Genomic DNA, 16,537 nt, shown 5'->3' with positions numbered 1-16,537 from the left:
GTACACCGGTTCGGCAGACGGGGCGTCAATTGCCCCGGTAAACCCCAGTAGCCGGATTGCCCCCTTATGCGCACGATCATGTGTATGCGTGCCTTCATTGCATCCTCCATGGGTGTCACCTGCGCGGCAGTTCTCGTACTGCCGCTCGCCGCGCCCGCGGGCGCCGCCCCCGACACCCCCGTCCACCCGTCCACCGCGGGATCCCTGCCCGCCGAGGCGTCCGACCCGGCCCAAGTGCCGGGATCGACGCAGTCCCTGGCCCTGAATCCGCTGGCCTCCCCGTCCGTGCGGGCCACCGGAGCACCCGCCGCCGCAGCTGCCGAGCAGGGGCTGCCCGAGCGTGACGTCAAGCCGTTCTCCCTGGTCGGCGTCGTCTGGGACGACGTCGACACCGAACTCCACGGCACTGTCCAGGTCCGCACCCGTGCCACCGGCACCGGCGACTGGTCCGGCTGGCAGGACCTGGAGACGCACAACGACGAGCACTCCGCCGACGCCGGCACGGCCGAGCGCGACTCCGGCGCCGCCCGGGGCTCCACCGCCCCGCTCTGGGTCGGTGACTCCGACGGCGTCGAGGTCCGGGTGCGTCCCGAGACCCCCGGCCCCGGCGGGACCGCCGAGATCTCCGTGCCGCTGCCGGCCGGGCTGCGTCTCGAACTCGTCGACCCCGGCAAGGACCCGTGGCAGGCCCCCGGCACGGACCCGGTGGAAACCCTCGCCGCGGACCTGGTGGGAATCCCGGCCGCCGACTCCGCGGAAGCCCTCGCCGCGAACCGCGCGGAAACCCTCGCCACCGGTGCGGCGGCGGGCACCGAACGAGGCTCCGCGCTCGCCACCGCCGCCGTGCTCCCCGCCCTGAACAGGGCCGAGACCGAGGCGGCCGCCGGCTTCGCGCCCGCGGCCAAGCCGTACATCGGCCCCCGGCCGCGCATCATCACCCGCAAGGGCTGGGGCGCCGACGAGAAGCTCCGTGAAAGCGGCTTCGCGTACACCAAGAGCGTCAAGGCCGCCTTCGTCCACCACAGCGCCACCGGCAACAACTACACGTGCTCCCAGGCGCCCTCGATCCTGCGCGGCATCTACCGCTACCACGTCAAGAGCAGCGGCTGGCGCGACATCGGCTACAACTTCGCCGTCGACAAGTGCGGCAACATCTACGAGGGCCGCGCCGGAGGCGTGACGAAGGCCGTCATGGGTGCCCACACGCTCGGCTTCAACACCAACACCATGGGCATCGCCGTGCTCGGGACCTTCACCTCGTCCAACCCGCCGGCCGCCGCGGTCAACGCGGTCTCCAAGCTCACCGCCTGGAAGCTCGGCCTGTTCGGCGCCAACCCGAAGGGCAAGGTGACGCTGACCTCGGGCGGCAGCAACAAGTACAAGAAGGGCAGGAAGGTCAAACTCAACGTCATCTCGGGACACCGGGACGGATTCGCAACCGAATGCCCCGGAGCGCGTCTCTACAAGAAGCTGGGCACCACCCGCACCAGTTCGGCCAAGCTGCAGGGCCGGTGACGGACAAGGAACCGTGAACCGGCACCGGCAACGCCGGAAGCCTGCTGCGGGCTGCTGACCGAAGGACCCCTCCACCGGTCTGCATACACTGGCCAGCCGAAAGAAGCTGTTGCCCAGCCCCAGCAGGAAGCAGAGACAGTGCTGTGACAGAGGCAAAAGAAGCGATTCTCCTGGTAGGCGGCAAGGGAACCCGGCTGCGCCCGCTCACGGTGCACACCCCGAAACCCATGGTTCCGGCGGCAGGCGTCCCCTTCCTCACGCACCAGCTGGCGCGTGCGCGGGCCGCCGGTGTCGAGCACATCGTCCTCGCGACGTCGTACCTGGCGGAGGTCTTCGAGCCGTACTTCGGTGACGGTTCGTCGCTCGGCCTCCACATCGAGTACGTCACCGAACGCGAACCGCTCGGCACCGGCGGCGCCATCCGCAATGTCTCCCGGCGGCTCACCTCCGGTCCGGACGAGCCGGTCCTCATCTTCAACGGCGACATCCTCACCGGCCTCGACATCCGGGCGCTGGTCACCTCGCACACCGACTCCGGGGCGGACGTCTCCCTCCATCTGACCCGGGTCGACGACCCGCGCGCCTTCGGACTCGTGCCGACGGACGAAACCGGCCGGGTCACCGCGTTCCTGGAGAAGCCCCAGACGCCCGAGGAGATCGTCACCGACCAGGTCAACGCGGGGGCGTACCTCTTCCGCAGGTCGGTCATCGACACGATCCCGGCAGGCCGCCCGGTCTCCGTGGAGCGCGAGACCTTCCCCGGACTGCTGGCCGACGGCGCACACCTCCAGGGCATGGTCGACTCCACGTACTGGCTGGATCTCGGCACCCCGCAGGCATTCATACGCGGCTCCGCCGACCTCGTCCTCGGCCGCGCCCCCTCCCCGGCCGTCCCCGGCAGATGCGGCGACCGCCTCGTGCTGCCCACCGCCTCCGTCGCCCCCGACGCCAAACTCTCCGGCGGTACGGTCATCGGCGCCGACGCCGTGATCGGTGCGGGCGCCAGGATCGACGGCTCCACCGTGCTCGCGGGCGCCATGGTCGAACCGGGCGCCGTGATCACGGACTCCCTGGTCGGGGCCGGTGCCAGGATCGGCAGCCGTACGGTGCTGAGGGGCGCGGTCGTCGGGGACGGGGCGAAGGTCGGCGCCGACAACGAACTGCTCGAAGGCGTCCGCATCTGGTGCGGGGCCCACCTGCCGGCCGCGTCGGTGCGGTTCTCCTCGGACGAATGACCGGACCGGCCACCACCTCGTGGACCCCCCGAGTGGCCGGAATCAGCCGTACCCTCGACAGGCAGCCCCGACTACCGAGGACCTCATCCGTGGCAGGACGATTCGCTCCCCGCAGCGCTTCACGCGCGGCCGTCCCGCACCAGGCGGCGGCGACGCCCGTACCGGCGCCCCTGACCCGCGACTGGACCCCGCCGGGCCCGCTCGACCTGCGGCTCGTCCTCGGCCCGCTGCGCCGAGGCCCCGCCGACCCCACGTTCCGGATGTCCGCCGACGGCTCGGTCCGCCGCGCCAGCCGCACCCCCGAGGGGCCCGGCACGCTCCATGTGGTCGCTCGCACGGGCGGGATCCGGGCCGCTGCCTGGGGGCCCGGCGCGGCCTGGATGCTGGACCGGCTGCCGGCCCTGCTGGGCGCGTCGGACGAACCCGAGGCCTTCACCCCGCGCCACCGCCTGCTCGCCGTGACCCAACACCGCCGACCGGGCCTGCGGCTGCTGCGCACCGGCCTGGTGCTGGAGTCCCTGATCCCGTCGGTCCTGGAACAGAAGGTCACCACGGACGAGGCGTACCGCGCCTGGCGGCTGCTGGTGCGTACCTACGGAGAGCCCGCGCCCGGCCCGCAGGAGTACGGCCTCTACGTCATGCCCGACGCCCGCACCTGGTCGCTGATCCCGTCCTGGGAGTGGCACCGCGCGGGCGTGGACAGCAAGCGGTCGGCGACGATCCTGCGCGCGGTCCGGGTGGCCCGCCGTATGGAGGAGGCGGCCACCATGGAGCTGCCCGAGGCCATGACCCGCCTCCAGGCGATCCCCGGCATCGGCCCCTGGACAGCCGCCGAGACCCTGCAACGGGTGAACGGCGCGGCGGACGCGGTGACGGTCGGCGACCTTCACCTGCCCGGCATCGTCGGCCACGCACTGGCCGGCAACCGGAACGCCGACGACGAGGAGATGCTGGCCCTCCTGGCCCCCTACGAGGGCCAACGCCACCGGGCCACCCGCCTGATCATGCTGTCGGACAACACCCCGTCGCGCCGCGCCCCGCGCATGCAGCCGCGCAACATCGCACGGCTGTGACCCGGCCCGGGCGAATCCAAGCCCGTCCGGCGATTGAGGACCGGGGGCCCGGGGGCAGCGCCCCCGGTTCGGGAAGGGGCGGGCAGGGGAAAAGGCCCGCCGCAGGCGCCCCGCACCACCCGCCGCACCGCACCGCACCCCGCCCCGCCCCGCCCCGCACAGGCCACCGCCTCACCGCACGGCGATGAACCCCTCCGCGTCGCGCCCCACCCGGGCGGACGGCACCACCGCCGGATGTCCCACGGCCACCGCACCCAGCGGATCCCAGGACGCCGGGAGCTCCAGCACCTCACGCACGACATCCCGGCAGAACATCGTCGAGGACACCCACGCCGAGCCCAGCCGCTCGCCCGCCAGGGCCACCAGGAAGTTCTGGATCCCGGCGCCCGCCGCGACCACGAACATCTCGCGCTCCGCGCCGTCCCGCCGCGCGTCCCCGTACGTGTGGCTGCCGTCCATCACCATGCACGGCACCACCAGATAGGGCGCCCGGCGCAGCACATCGCCCCGCCGTACCCGCTTGGCGATCGACTCCTCGCTCTTCCCGTCCCGTCGCAGGTCCGCAGTCCACGCGTCCCGCATCGCGTCCAGCAGCCGGGTCCGTGACGCCTCGGACTCCAGCAGGACGAACCGCCACGGCGTCGTGTGGTGCGGCGCCGGAGCCGTCACCGCCGCGGCCACGGCCCGCCGCACCGCCCCCGGGTCCACCCGCTCGTCGGTGAAATCGCGGACCGTGCGCCGCTGGGTCACCGCCTCCCGTACCGCCTCGGACGTCCCCAGCCGGAACATGTCGTCGGCCGCGACCCGCACGATCGCGCGGGCCCCTTCGGCATCGGCCGGATCCAGGACATGGCCCAGACCCCGCACGACCGCGACCGGCAGCCCGTCCGCCTTGCCCTTCACCAGGTCACCGGCCGACGCCAGCTCGTCCGCGGTGGCGACCACGGTCGCGCTCAGCGGATTGCCGTACGTGTCGCTGCCGCCCCGCAGATCGTCCAGCACCCGCACCCCGGCCGCGCCGATCGCGACATCGGTCAGCCCGTTGCGCCACGGCCGTCCGAAGGTGTCCGTGACGACGACGCCGACCTCGACACCGAGCGCGGCCCGCAGCCCCTCCCTTATCGCCCGCGCCGAGGCGTCCGGGTCCTCGGGCAGCAGCAGGACGGTCCCGGCGGGAGTGTTCGACGCGTCGACCCCGGCCGCGGCCATGACCAGGCCCTGCCGGTTCTCCACGATCCGCAGCGGGCCGCGCCGCGCCACTATCCGTACCGTCTCGGCGTCGATCGCCGCCTCCCGGTCGGTGGCTTCGACGATCCGGCCCTCCGCCTTGGAGACGATCTTCGAGGTGACGAGCAGCACGTCGCCGTCGGCCAGCCCGGGCTCGGTGGCGGCTATCAGCTTCGCGAGATCGTCCCCGGCCCGCACCTCGGGCATCCCGGGCAGTGCCCACACCCGGAAGGACGGTGCGGCGTCCGGGGCGGCGGTGCTCACGCGCGTACCTCCTCGGCCAGGTCCAGCGCCTGCCGTGCCATCTCGGCCGTGGCGGCGACATCGGTCATCATCAGCGGCACGGAGCGGCAGCGGATGCCCGCGGACTCCACATCGGCCACCGCGCCCGCGTCCACGGTGTCGACGAGCCAGCCGTCGAGCAGTCCGGAGCCGTAGTGCCGGGCGACGGCCGATGCGGTCGATTCGACGCCCACCGCGGCGAGCACCTTGTCCGCCATTCCGCGCACCGGTGCGTCACCGACGATGGGGGAGAGGCCGACGACCGGCACCCCCGCCTCGGCGATGGCTTCGCGGATCCCGGGCACGGCGAGGATGGTCCCGACGGAGACGACGGGGTTCGAGGGCGGGAAGAGGATGACGTCGGCGCCGGCGATGGCCTCCAGGACGCCCGGAGCCGGCTCGGCCTGCTCGGCGCCGACGGGCACGACGGCCTGCGCCGGGAGGGAGGCCCGCAGCTTCACCCAGTACTCCTGGAAGTGAATGGCTCTGCGCTCGCCGTCGACATCGACCGCCACATGCGTCTCGACCCGGTCGTCGGACATCGGCAGCAGCCGCACCCCCGGCTTCCAGCGCGCGCAGAGGGCCTCGGTGACGGCACTCAGCGGATAGCCCGCGCCGAGCATCTGCGTACGGACGATGTGGGTGGCGAAGTCACGGTCGCCGAGCCCGAACCACTCGGGGCCGACGCCGTAGGCCGCGAGTTCCTCCTTGACGTGGAAACTCTCGTCGGTACGGCCCCAGCCCTGCTCCTCGTTGATGCCACCGCCGAGGGTGTACATCACGGTGTCGAGGTCGGGGCAGACCTTGAGGCCGAACAGATGGATGTCGTCACCGGTGTTGCCGATCACCGTGATGTCCGCGTCCGGCGCGGCCTCCTTGAGGCCACGCAGGAAACGAGCACCACCGATACCGCCGGCCAGAACCACAATGCGCATGCGAAACAGTCTGTCAGGCGGAGCCCGGCCACTGGACGCGGGCTGCCCGGACGGCGGTCCGTCAGACCGTGGCGGGCACTGCCGCGCACTGCGCGGCGTGCATCGGCATATCGGTCAGGCCCGGGTAGTAGACGTGCAGGCTGACGGCCGGTTCGAGGGAGTCGTTGACCACCTCGTGGATGTAGCCGGGGGCGAAGACGCGCTGCGCGCCGGCGTCCAGCGTCCGCGTTCCGCGTTCCGTACGCTCGGTCAGTTCGCCGTCCAGGACGGTCAGTACGCCGGAGGACGGGCCGTGGTCGTGCAGGCCGCTGCCCTGGCCCGGGACCCAGCTGAGCAGCCAGACCTCGTAGCCGGGGCCGGTGCGCAGGCGGTGGTACCAGCGAGTGGTGGTGTCGTACCGGACGAGCGGGGCCCACTGGGCCCGGTCGGCGGCGATGGTGCGGGCGAGCCCGACGAACTCCGCCACCGTGGCGGGGTGTTCACGGGCGGGACGCAGGAGGTGCTGGACCTCTAGGAGGTCTCCGGCGATCTGGAGGTCGCTGTCGCTGTTCATGGCTGCGGTGGTTCCTCGGCAGGGGTGCGAGTCGTGCGGTGCGGATGCAGGGGTGTCGCAGGACCTGGGGACCGGATGACCACAGCGGTGGTGAGCGGCGTGGGGGAGGGGCCGGGGTCCGGGATGGGCTGCGTCGGGCTGGAGCGCGGGGGCTTCAACAGCTGAGACAGCTGGAACAGCAACAGCGGGCCTGCACAGCGCTGCGGAACCCACGGATGTGAGTGGCGCGCATGTCTGAGGTCGCTGGCATGGCATCAAGGAGAGCCGGAGAATCTCCGACTGTCAACCCAATGCCCGATTTGGGGGTAATGTTTCACCTCATCCGGTTACTCCATGCGGAGAAAGGTTTGTGCGGCCTTCGCGCGGGAGATGTGGCGCAACGACCGCAGCGGTGAACGCGGTCGTACCCTCGTGACCCGACTGTGATCTTGGTCGCTTCGGTGACCGAATCGCAACGTGTCCACCCTCGGGGGAGTTCTCCCTCCGTGGTGGGCGAGGGCGGCGAAGGCTCGTGGCATATGTCATGTTTTTGGTGATTTGAACACTTTACGCATAGGCTTGGTTCCGCAGAGTGAATACCGGGCCCAATAGCAGATCTGAGCTTGACTGGCCTGTAGTTACACACTTGTAATTTCACCCGTGTCGTTCGGCCGATTCGATAACGGCCGCATCACGGGGACGCAAGAGACAGACGAGGGGCGCACATGACCGAGCTGTTCCAGCAACTGCTGGTCGAGGACGCGGACGAGGAACTCGGCTGGCAGGAGCGCGCACTGTGCGCGCAGACCGATCCCGAGTCCTTCTTTCCCGAGAAGGGCGGATCCACCCGCGAGGCCAAGAAGGTCTGCCTCGCCTGTGAAGTCCGTTCCGAATGCCTTGAGTACGCCCTCTCCAAGGACGAGCGATTCGGTATCTGGGGCGGTCTTTCCGAGCGTGAGCGACGGCGGCTGAAGAAGGCCGCGGTCTGACCCGGCCACTCCGAGAACACCTCGGCCACAAGACATCGAACCGCCGGGGGCCGGACGCCCCCGGACCGGCCGTACATGGCCCGTCGCCTGCGCTCAGCCCGCAGGCGGCGGGCCATCGCCGTACCTCCCGACCTTGCCGGCGGCGGGCCGGGGACGCGTCTCCGGCCCGCCGCCGCCGTACCGGACCCGGGCGTCGGGCGCCCCGCACCGCTGCGCCTGCGGCCCTCGTTGAACCGCTCCGCGCCACCGCGGTTATCCGTACCGTTAGTGTGGGGCCCCGTCCGAGACGCGCCAACGACCCGACAGGGCGCGCGTGTACACCGATGCAGCCCCCGGGGGACGTCCCCCGGACCCGGCCGGAGGGCCCGTACCTCGATGTCCGTGCACAGCCAAGCAACGGCGCCGTACGCGGCTGCCGCCGCCCCAGAGTTCCCCCGGCACGTCGTCACCGCCGTGCTCGTCTCCCACGACGGCGCACGCTGGCTGCCCGACGCGCTCGCCGGGCTGCTCGGGCAGGAACGCCCCGTACAGAACGTCGTCGCCGCCGACACCGGCAGCGCCGACGACTCCGCGCGACTGGTCACCGAGGCGCTCGGCGCCGAACGCGTCCTGCACCTCGCGCGGCGTACGGGATTCGGCACCGCCGTCGACGAGGCGAGCCGCACCGCCGGCGTCCTCACCCCGGACGACCTGCCGTACCTGAAGCGCCCGAGCGGCTGGGACCCCGTCACCAGGACCTGGCGCGACGACGCCTACGACATGCCCGAACTGCCGCACGGCGAACCGGTGCAGTGGCTCTGGCTGCTCCACGACGACTGCGCCCCCGCACCCGACGCCCTCGCCGAGATGCTGCGCGTCGTCGACAACGACCAGCACGCCGCGATCGTCGGACCCAAGCTCCGCGGCTGGTACGACCGCCGTCAGCTCCTCGAAGTCGGCGTCTCGATCGCCAACAGCGGTCGCCGCTGGACCGGACTGGACCGGCGCGAGCAGGACCAGGGCCAGCACGACCAGGTCCGTACCGTCCTGTCCGTCTCCACCGCCGGCATGCTGATCCGCCGGGACGTCTGGGAGGAGCTCGGCGGCTTCGACCGCCGGCTGCCCCTGATGCGCGACGACGTCGACCTGTGCTGGCGCGCCCACATGGCCGGACACCGGGTGCTGATCGCCCCCGACGCCGTCCTGCGGCACGCCGAGGCATCCGCCCGCGAACGCCGCCCCATCGACTGCGCGGGCCGCTCGGTCTCCAGCCCGCACCGCGTCGACAAGGCCGGCGCCGTCTACACCATGCTGGTCAACGCCCCCGGCAAACGGCTGCCCTGGGTGCTGCTGCGGCTCCTGGTCGGCACCCTGCTGCGCACGCTCGCCTACCTCGTCGGCAAGGTCCCGGGCCAGGCCCTCGACGAGGTCACCGGGCTCCTCGGCACCCTGCTGCGCCCCGGCCGCATCCTCGGCGCACGCCGCGCCCGCGGCAAGGGAGCCGTCGACCCGGCCGAGATGCGCGGACTCTTCCCCGCACCCGGCGCCACCGTCCGCGCGACCGTCGAACAGGTCGCCGGAAACCTGGGCCGCAGCTCGGAGGCCGACTCCGGCGGCTCGCGGCACGGCGCCGTCGAGTCGGGTCCGGGCGGCGACGACGCCGACTTCCTGGAGATCGACCAGTTCGCCAAGTTGAAGCGAGTCGGACGCAAGCCGGGCCCGATGCTCTTCGCCGTCCTGCTCCTGGTCTCCCTCGTCGCCTGCCGCAGCCTCCTGGCCGGCGGCGCCCTGGCCGGCGGCGCCCTGCTGCCCGCACCCGGCGACGTCGCCGACCTGTGGGGCCGCTACGCGGACGGCTGGCACACCATCGGCACCGGCGGCACCCAGACCGCCCCGCCCTACCTGGCCGTGATCTCGGCCCTGTCCGCGCTGTTCCTCGGCTCCACCGGCTTCGCCCTCACCCTGCTGCTCGTCTGCTCGGTCCCGCTCGCCGGACTCACCGCGTACTTCGTCTCCCGCCCGCTGCTCCCCTCGCGGCTGCTGCGGGCCTGGGCGAGCGTCGCGTACGCCTTCCTGCCCGCCGCGACCGGCGCCCTGGCGACCGGCCGGCTCGGCACCGCCGTCCTCGCCGTCCTGCTCCCGCTGATCGCGCGCACGGCGGTCTCCGCGCACGGCATGCGCGCGGCCGGGGACAGCCGGGGCAGCTGGCGCGCCACCTGGGCGTACACCCTGCTGCTCACGCTCGCGATGGCGTTCACCCCCATCGTCTGGCCGCTCGCCGTGGTCCTCGGCATCGGCGTCCTGGCGCTGCGCCGCAACGACATCACCGCGTACGCGCTCCGCTTCCTCGCCGCCGTCGGCACCCCGCTGCTGGTCCTGGCGCCCTGGTCGCTCTCGCTCCTGTCCAGCCCCTCCGCCTTCCTGAAGGAAGCGGGCCTGGAGACCGGTTCGGGCTCGGCGTCCGCGCTGGACCTGCTCGGGATCAGCCCCGGCGGGCCCAAGGCGGCGGGCGGCGTCCTGCTCCTCGGCATCGTGCTCGCGGCACTGGCCGCGCTGCTGCGCGGGGAGCGGCAGTTCGCCGTACGGACCGCCTGGGCCGCCGCACTGGTGGCCCTGGCCTTCGCCGGGCTCGCCAACGGCTCCGGCTGGGCGGGACCCGCCACCCTCGTCTACGGCGCCGCGCTCATCGCCGCCGCGCTGGTCGGCGCGGACGGCGCCCGGGTCCGGGTCGCCGAGCTCAGCTTCGGCTGGCGCCAGCCGGTCGCGGCCCTGATCGCGCTGGCCGCCGGGGTGGCACCCGTACTGGCCGCCGTCGGCTGGATGATCGGCGGGGCCGCGGGGCCCCTGGAGCGCCGGGACCCGGTACAGGTGCCCGCGTTCGTCGCCGAGGAGAGCGGCACCCGGGACCAGCCGCGCACCCTGGTGCTCGGCGGCACCTCGCCCGGCTCCGTCGCGTACACCCTGCTCCGCGGCTCCGGCGCGCGGCTGGGCGATGCCGAACTGGCGGCGGCCGGCGGCGGCAACAGCCATCTCGACAAGGTCGTCGCCAACCTGGTCGCGGGCTCCGGCGCCGACCAGGGCAGCCAGCTCAGCGGCTTCGCGATCCGGTACGTGCTCGTGCGGGACGGGGCGCCGAAGCAGATGAGCCGGGTCCTCGACGCGACCCCCGGACTCAGCCGCCTCAGCCAGCTGGACGGCAGCGCGCTGTGGCGGGTGGACCGCCAGGTCGCCCGCATCATGATCGTCCCGCCGGCCGCCGGTGACGAGCCGCTTCCGGTGGGCTCCAAGCCCGTCGAGGCGCACACCACCGTCCCGGCGGGCAAGGCGGGCCGGGTGCTGCGCATCGCCGACGCCGCCGACCCCGGCTGGCAGGCCACGCTCGACGGACGGGCGCTGACCGGCAAGACCGTCGACGGCTGGGCACAGGGCTTCGAACTGCCCGCCGAGGGCGGCACACTCGACCTCACGTACGAGACGCCCTTCACGCACTCCGTGTGGATCTGGGCCCAGGTCGCGCTCACCGTGGTCCTGGTGGTCCTGGCGCTTCCGGGCCGCCGCCGCGTGATCGACGACGACCTGCCCGAGGAGGACGCTGAGGTCCCCGCCGAGCCGGTCGCGGGCGAGGGACGCCGGGCCCGCAGGCTGCGCGCGGCCGCGCTGGCGGAGGGCGAGGGCGGCGAGAGCGAGACCTTCGCGGGCGAGGGCTTCGGGACCGGCGAGGCGGAGGCGGAGGAGCGGGCGGAGCACATCCCCGCCCAGCAGACCTCCCCGCAGAGCACCGGACCGGTGCCACTGGACGCCGACGACGGCCAGGACGTCTTCGTCCCCCAGCAGGCCGACGGCGACACCGGCCAGTACGCGGCGGTGCCTCAGCAGGAGTACGGGGACGGGGCGGTGCCTCAGCAGCAGTACGCGGACTGGGACGCCCAGCAGTACCAGGGCGCCGGCTACCCGCAGTATCAGGAGGGCCAGTACCAGGACGGTCAGTACGGCGCCGCACCCCATCAGCAGCCCGACGGCGCCGCCGGCTACGACCCGTACGGCTATCAGCAGCAGGGCGAGTACGCCCCGTACGCCCAGGGCCAGTACGGCAACGCCCCGCAGGACACCGGTACGTACGACCCCAACACGCCGTACGACCCCAGCACCCCGTACGGCAACGCCCCGTACGACCCCAACGCTCAGTACGGCACCCGGGGCGCGTACGACCCGCAGAACCCCGACGAGAACCCCGACGGGAACCCCGCCCCGGGCCAGAACCCGTGGCCGACCGGTAACGCATCGCGAGGCGAGTCCGAGTGAAGTCCACCAGCCTGTCCCTCATCGCCGGGGCCGTCGCCCTCGCAGCCGTCACCGGATTCGCCGCGGTCACCGCGCCGGACGACGGGGGCACGACGGCGGCCAAGTCGGCCGCGCGGCTGCCCGTGGAGCGCTCCAGCCTGCTCTGCCCGGCCCCCGGCCTGTCCGATCTCGCGGAGACGCAGTACACCTCCTTCACCCCGGCCGGGGAGGGCGGGGACGCGGCGGAACCGGCCGGCACGGCCGAACTCCTGTCGTCCACGGCAGCCAAGGACGACGGGACGGACTCCGGGAAGAGCAAGGGCAAGAAGACCAAGAAGGCGGACCCGGACAAGCCGGTCGTCCTCCTCAAGGCACCCGGCAAGCCGGCCACCGCCGAGGTGTCCGGCGCGGACGCCCCCGCTCTCGTCGGCACCGCCACCGGACCGCTGGCCCCGGGCTGGACCGCCCAGCAGACCACCACCGTCGAGGCGGGCGACTCCCGAGGCCTGCTCGGTGTCAGCTGCACCGCACCCGACACCGACTTCTGGTTCCCGGCCGCGAGCACGGCGAAGTCCCGCGAGGACTACGTCCACCTCACCAACCCGGACGACACCGCAGCCGTCGCCGACATCGCGCTGTACGGCCCCGACGGCACCCTCAAGTCCGACGTGGGAGAGGGCATCACGGTGCCCGCCGGGTCCGGTGTACGCGTCCTCATCTCGACGCTGACCGACAAGGTCGCCGACGATGTGACCGTCCACGTCACCACCCGGACCGGCCGGGTCGGCGCGGTCGTCAGGTCCGCGGACAGCAAGACCGGCAGCGACTGGCTCGCCGCCTCCACCGAGCCGACGGGCACCCTCGTCCTGCCCGGTATCCCGGCGGACGCCACCTCGGTGCGGCTCGTGGCCTTCGCCCCGGGCGAGGACGACGCCGACCTCACGGTGAAACTGCTCGGCAGGACGGGCGCGATCTCACCGGTGGGCCATGAGGACCTCCACGTCAAGTCGCGGATGACCGCCGGAGTCGACCTGAAGGACCTGACCAGGGGCGAGGCGGGTTCCCTGCTTCTGAGCCCCGCCGAGAAGGGCAGGGCCACCCCGGTGGTGGCCGCGCTGCGGGTGGTCCGGGGCAAGGGCGACAACCAGGAGGTCGGCTACATTCCGGCGACCGGCCCGGTCGGCGCGCAGGCGACGGCCGCCGACAACCGGGCCAAGGGCTCGGTCCTCTCGCTCACCGCTCCCGGAGCCGCCGGCACCGTGAAGGTCACCGCGTCCGCCGGCAGCAAGGGCGGCACCCCGGTCAGCAAGACGTACGAGGTCGCCGCCGGCACGACCGTCGCGGTCACCCCGCCCGTACCGGCAGGGCTCAAGGGCACGTACGCGCTGACCGTCGAGACGCAGTCGGGCGGCCCGGTCCACGCCGCCCGCACGCTGACCATTCCGATGGGCGGCATCCCGATGTTCACGGTGCAGACGCTGCCCGACGACCGGGGAACGGTCGAGGTACCGGCCGCCGAGCAGGACCTTTCGGTTCTGGACGACTGAGCAGGACCTGTCGGTTCCGGACCGCTGAGGGGCCACGACGAGCGAAACCGAGGGGCGGGCCGTGCGAACGGCCCGCCCCTCGGTCTGCGGCCGCCTACTCCTGCCCGTACCGGGGATCGACCGACTCCGGCGAGAGCCCGAGCAGCTCCGCGACCTGTTCGACCACGACCTCGTGCACCAGCAGCGCACGCTCGTCACGGCTCTTGGTGCGGATCTCGACGGGGCGCCGGTAGACGACGATCTGCGCGGGCCGCTCCTTCTCGGCGGACAGCGCGCTGCCCAACGGCACCGTCTCCTCCGCGGTCCCCGGTACGTCGAGGACCACGAAGTCGACCTCGGCCAGCTGCGGCCAGCGCCGCTCCAGCCGTTCCACCGAGTCCTGCACCAGATCGCGGAAACTGTCCGCCCTGCTGACCGAGAGCGGCACCTGGGGAGGTGCGACGGGGCCACGCATGCCGCGGCCGTGTCGGTCTCGGCGCCTCGGTCGGGGCTCGGACGGGAGGGGCGGGGGGCTGTCCATCACTGACGCAGCGTAGCCCTCCGGCGGCCCGGCGGCCCGGGGCTGTCCGGGAGGGGAACCGGCCTGTCCGTTCAGGAGACCGGCCTGCCCGTTCCTGAACAATCCGGCCACGTTCCGACCTGGTCCGTTCCGACCTGGGCCGTTACTGAACGATCCGGCCGCGAGGTGACCTGTTTCAGCCCCCTGCTCCCGATCGCTGATTCCCAGTTGTATGACCGCCTTTGTGTCGATTGATCACCGGATCCATCGCCGTCATGGCTTGCGCCCGTCTCCTCCCGCGCAGGTCAGGGGAGTTGTCCGGCACGGGTCTGTGCCCGAGGCCACAGGGCGACACGGTGGGGTGAGCCGGGGGAGAGTCGTCGCAGCCCGCTCAAGAGTGCGGTACCGTCCAACATCGTGAGCCCTGTACGTCGCTGTTCGCGCACCGCGTGCGGCCGCCCTGCCGTCGCGACACTGACGTACGTCTATGCCGACTCGACTGCGGTCCTCGGCCCGCTCGCCACCTACGCCGAGCCCCACTGCTACGACCTCTGTGCCGAGCACAGTGAGCGCCTGACCGCGCCCCGCGGCTGGGAGGTCGTCCGGCTCTCCGACCCCTCCGCACCCACCCGCCCCAGCGGTGACGATCTCGAAGCGCTGGCCAACGCGGTACGGGAAGCAGCACGTCCGCAGGACCGGGGGGACGGCCCCAGGGGCGGCGCCCCACGCACCGCGGATCCGATGGAGGTCGCCCGCAGGGGCCACCTCCGGGTGCTGCGCTCACCCGACTCCTGAAGCGGGACCGCCTCCCGGGGCGTAGGGCGTTCAAGGGCGCCGGGTAGTTTGGCGGTCCGAAGAGACCTCAGGAGGCCCGGCCCGTGACCGCAGATCTGTCGCAGCTCGTGAAGGCGTACGACGTGCGCGGCGTCGTGCCCGACCAGTGGGACGAAGCGCTGGCCGAGCTGTTCGGGGCGGCATTCGTCGAGGTGACCTCGGCGGACGCGATCGTGATCGGTCACGACATGCGCCCCACGTCCCCCGCCCTGTCGGGTGCCTTCGCCCGGGGCGCGGCAGCCCGCGGAGCCGACGTCACCCTGATCGGGCTCTGCTCGACCGACCAGCTGTACTACGCGTCCGGGGCGCTGGACCTGCCGGGCGCGATGTTCACGGCCTCGCACAATCCGGCGCGGTACAACGGCATCAAGATGTGCCGGGCAGGCGCGGCCCCGGTGGGCCAGGACAGCGGCCTCGCCGAGATCCGCGCCCTGGCCGAGAAGTGGTCGGAGACCGGCGCGCCGCAGCCGGTCACCGCCCCCGGCACGGTCACCGAACGCGACACGCTCACCGACTACGCGTCCCATCTGCTGTCCCTGGTCGACCTGTCGGCGATCCGCCCCCTGAAGGTGGTCGTGGACGCGGGCAACGGCATGGGCGGCCACACGGTCCCGACCGTCTTCGCGGGCCTGCGGCTGGAACTCGTCCCCATGTACTTCGAACTGGACGGCACGTTCCCGAACCACGAGGCCAACCCCCTCGACCCCCGGAACATCGTCGACCTCCAGGCCCGCGTGGTGGCCGAGGGCGCCGACCTCGGCCTGGCCTTCGACGGCGACGCGGACCGCTGCTTCGTCGTGGACGAGCGGGGCGCGGGCGTCTCCCCGTCGGCGGTCACCGCCCTGGTCGCGGCCCGGGAACTGGCTCGCAACGGTGGCCGGGGCACGGTCATCCACAACCTGATCTCCTCCCTCTCGGTCCCCGAGGTCGTACGCGAACACGGCGGCACCCCGGTCCGCACAAGGGTCGGCCACTCCTTCATCAAGGCGGAGATGGCCGCACACGGCGCGATCTTCGGCGGCGAGCACTCCGCGCACTACTACTTCCGCGATTTCTGGAACGCCGATACGGGCATGCTCGCCGCCCTCCACGTCCTGGCCGCCCTCGGAGGCCAGGAGGAACCCCTCTCGGCCCTGGTGTCCCAGTACAACCGCTACACCGACTCGGGCGAGATCAACTCCACGGTCGACGACCAGCAGGCCCGGACGGCGGACGTGCGGGCAGCGTTCGCCACCCGCGAGCACGTGACCACCGACGACCTGGACGGCCTCACGGTCACGTCCCCGCACTGGTGGTTCAACCTCCGCCCCTCCAACACGGAACCGCTGCTGCGCCTGAACGTCGAGGCGGGCGACGAGGAGACGATGACGGCGGTACGCGACGAGGTCCTGTCGATGATCCGCAGGCAGCCGGGGACCTCGGCATAGCCGTCCGCCCCTCCACCCCGTCCGGCCCCTCCGGCGTTTGAGGAGCGGGGTCCGGGGCGGAGCCCCGGTTACGGGAAGGGGCGGGGAGGGGAACAGGCGCGGGGCGCCCGGCCCCCCCCCCCCCCCCGGCCCCCCCCCCCCCCCCCCCCCCCCCCCCCCCCCCCCCCCCCCCCCCCCCTACG

General features: G+C 72.7%; 12 protein-coding genes. 8 read left to right on the top strand and 4 right to left on the bottom strand.

Going from position 1 to position 16,537, the window contains the following annotated elements:
• Window positions 1-84 precede the first annotated feature (84 nt).
• The 3 genes from ACZ4LX_RS30125 (at window position 85) to ACZ4LX_RS30115 (ending at window position 3,823) form a co-directional block, all read left to right on the top strand.
• Window positions 85-1,515, top strand: coding sequence for a peptidoglycan recognition protein family protein (locus ACZ4LX_RS30125; RefSeq protein WP_467647408.1), 1,431 nt, complete (start codon window positions 85-87; stop codon window positions 1,513-1,515).
• 143 nt (window positions 1,516-1,658) lie between these two features.
• On the top strand, window positions 1,659-2,750 hold the full coding sequence (gene manB, locus ACZ4LX_RS30120) for a mannose-1-phosphate guanylyltransferase (RefSeq protein ID WP_467647405.1): 1,092 nt from the start codon (window positions 1,659-1,661) through the stop codon (window positions 2,748-2,750).
• Between the two features lie 89 nt (window positions 2,751-2,839).
• Window positions 2,840-3,823 carry a DNA-3-methyladenine glycosylase family protein gene (locus ACZ4LX_RS30115; RefSeq protein ID WP_467647402.1) on the top strand — a complete coding sequence of 328 codons (984 nt, stop codon included), beginning with the start codon at window positions 2,840-2,842 and terminating at the stop codon, window positions 3,821-3,823.
• A gap of 171 nt (window positions 3,824-3,994) precedes the next feature.
• On the opposite strand, the gene ACZ4LX_RS30110 is transcribed toward ACZ4LX_RS30115, so the two are convergent.
• From ACZ4LX_RS30110 to ACZ4LX_RS30100, 3 genes are all read right to left on the bottom strand, one after another.
• A complete protein-coding gene (locus ACZ4LX_RS30110) occupies window positions 3,995-5,314 on the bottom strand; it encodes a coenzyme F420-0:L-glutamate ligase (protein WP_467647399.1) in 1,320 nt (439 codons plus the stop codon).
• On the bottom strand, window positions 5,311-6,267 hold the full coding sequence (cofD, locus tag ACZ4LX_RS30105) for a 2-phospho-L-lactate transferase (RefSeq protein WP_467647396.1): 957 nt from the start codon (window positions 6,265-6,267) through the stop codon (window positions 5,311-5,313). Before cofD ends, ACZ4LX_RS30110 begins: the two co-directional genes overlap by 4 nt.
• A gap of 61 nt (window positions 6,268-6,328) precedes the next feature.
• Complete coding sequence (locus tag ACZ4LX_RS30100; RefSeq protein WP_467647393.1) at window positions 6,329-6,820, bottom strand: cysteine dioxygenase; 492 nt, start codon at window positions 6,818-6,820, stop codon at window positions 6,329-6,331.
• A 704-nt stretch (window positions 6,821-7,524) separates the two neighbouring features.
• Between ACZ4LX_RS30100 and ACZ4LX_RS30095 the strand changes: the two genes are divergently transcribed.
• From ACZ4LX_RS30095 to ACZ4LX_RS30085, 3 genes are all read left to right on the top strand, one after another.
• Window positions 7,525-7,788 carry a WhiB family transcriptional regulator gene (locus ACZ4LX_RS30095; RefSeq protein WP_018103995.1) on the top strand — a complete coding sequence of 88 codons (264 nt, stop codon included), beginning with the start codon at window positions 7,525-7,527 and terminating at the stop codon, window positions 7,786-7,788.
• Window positions 7,789-8,163: 375 nt separating this feature from the next.
• On the top strand, window positions 8,164-12,069 hold the full coding sequence (locus ACZ4LX_RS30090) for a glycosyltransferase (RefSeq protein ID WP_467647390.1): 3,906 nt from the start codon (window positions 8,164-8,166) through the stop codon (window positions 12,067-12,069).
• On the top strand, window positions 12,066-13,595 hold the full coding sequence (locus ACZ4LX_RS30085) for a DUF5719 family protein (RefSeq protein WP_467647386.1): 1,530 nt from the start codon (window positions 12,066-12,068) through the stop codon (window positions 13,593-13,595). Before ACZ4LX_RS30090 ends, ACZ4LX_RS30085 begins: the two co-directional genes overlap by 4 nt.
• Window positions 13,596-13,689: 94 nt before the next feature.
• Here ACZ4LX_RS30085 and ACZ4LX_RS30080 read toward each other — a convergent pair whose 3' ends face one another.
• The gene (locus tag ACZ4LX_RS30080; RefSeq protein WP_467647700.1) at window positions 13,690-14,115 is read right to left on the bottom strand and encodes a metallopeptidase family protein; all 426 of its coding nucleotides are present in this window, start codon (window positions 14,113-14,115) and stop codon (window positions 13,690-13,692) included.
• A 396-nt stretch (window positions 14,116-14,511) separates the two neighbouring features.
• Here ACZ4LX_RS30080 and ACZ4LX_RS30075 point away from each other — a divergent pair, with 396 nt between their 5' ends.
• Both ACZ4LX_RS30075 and ACZ4LX_RS30070 read left to right on the top strand, forming a co-directional pair.
• Entirely contained in the window at window positions 14,512-14,889 is a 378-nt protein-coding gene (locus tag ACZ4LX_RS30075; RefSeq protein WP_467647383.1) for a DUF3499 domain-containing protein, read from the top strand.
• 83 nt (window positions 14,890-14,972) lie between these two features.
• Window positions 14,973-16,355 (top strand): phosphomannomutase/phosphoglucomutase, encoded by a 1,383-nt coding sequence (locus ACZ4LX_RS30070; RefSeq protein WP_467647379.1) that lies wholly within the window; start codon window positions 14,973-14,975, stop codon window positions 16,353-16,355.
• Window positions 16,356-16,537: the final 182 nt, after the last annotated feature.

This window comes from Streptomyces sp. NPDC026062 (assembly GCF_055568375.1).
Note: the sequence above shows the minus strand (reverse complement) of the source record. Positions and strands in the feature narration are given on the sequence as shown.

Excerpts from the sequence above, each read along its gene's own strand:
- cofD (WP_467647396.1), bottom strand. The coding sequence starts at position 6,267 with ATGCGCATTGTGGTTCTGGCCGGCGGTATCGGTGGTGCTCGTTTCCTG.
- ACZ4LX_RS30080 (WP_467647700.1), bottom strand. The coding sequence starts at position 14,115 with ATGGACAGCCCCCCGCCCCTCCCGTCCGAGCCCCGACCGAGGCGCCGA.
- ACZ4LX_RS30090 (WP_467647390.1), top strand. The coding sequence starts at position 8,164 with ATGTCCGTGCACAGCCAAGCAACGGCGCCGTACGCGGCTGCCGCCGCC.
- ACZ4LX_RS30100 (WP_467647393.1), bottom strand. The coding sequence starts at position 6,820 with ATGAACAGCGACAGCGACCTCCAGATCGCCGGAGACCTCCTAGAGGTC.
- ACZ4LX_RS30095 (WP_018103995.1), top strand. The coding sequence starts at position 7,525 with ATGACCGAGCTGTTCCAGCAACTGCTGGTCGAGGACGCGGACGAGGAA.
- ACZ4LX_RS30125 (WP_467647408.1), top strand. The coding sequence starts at position 85 with ATGCGTGCCTTCATTGCATCCTCCATGGGTGTCACCTGCGCGGCAGTT.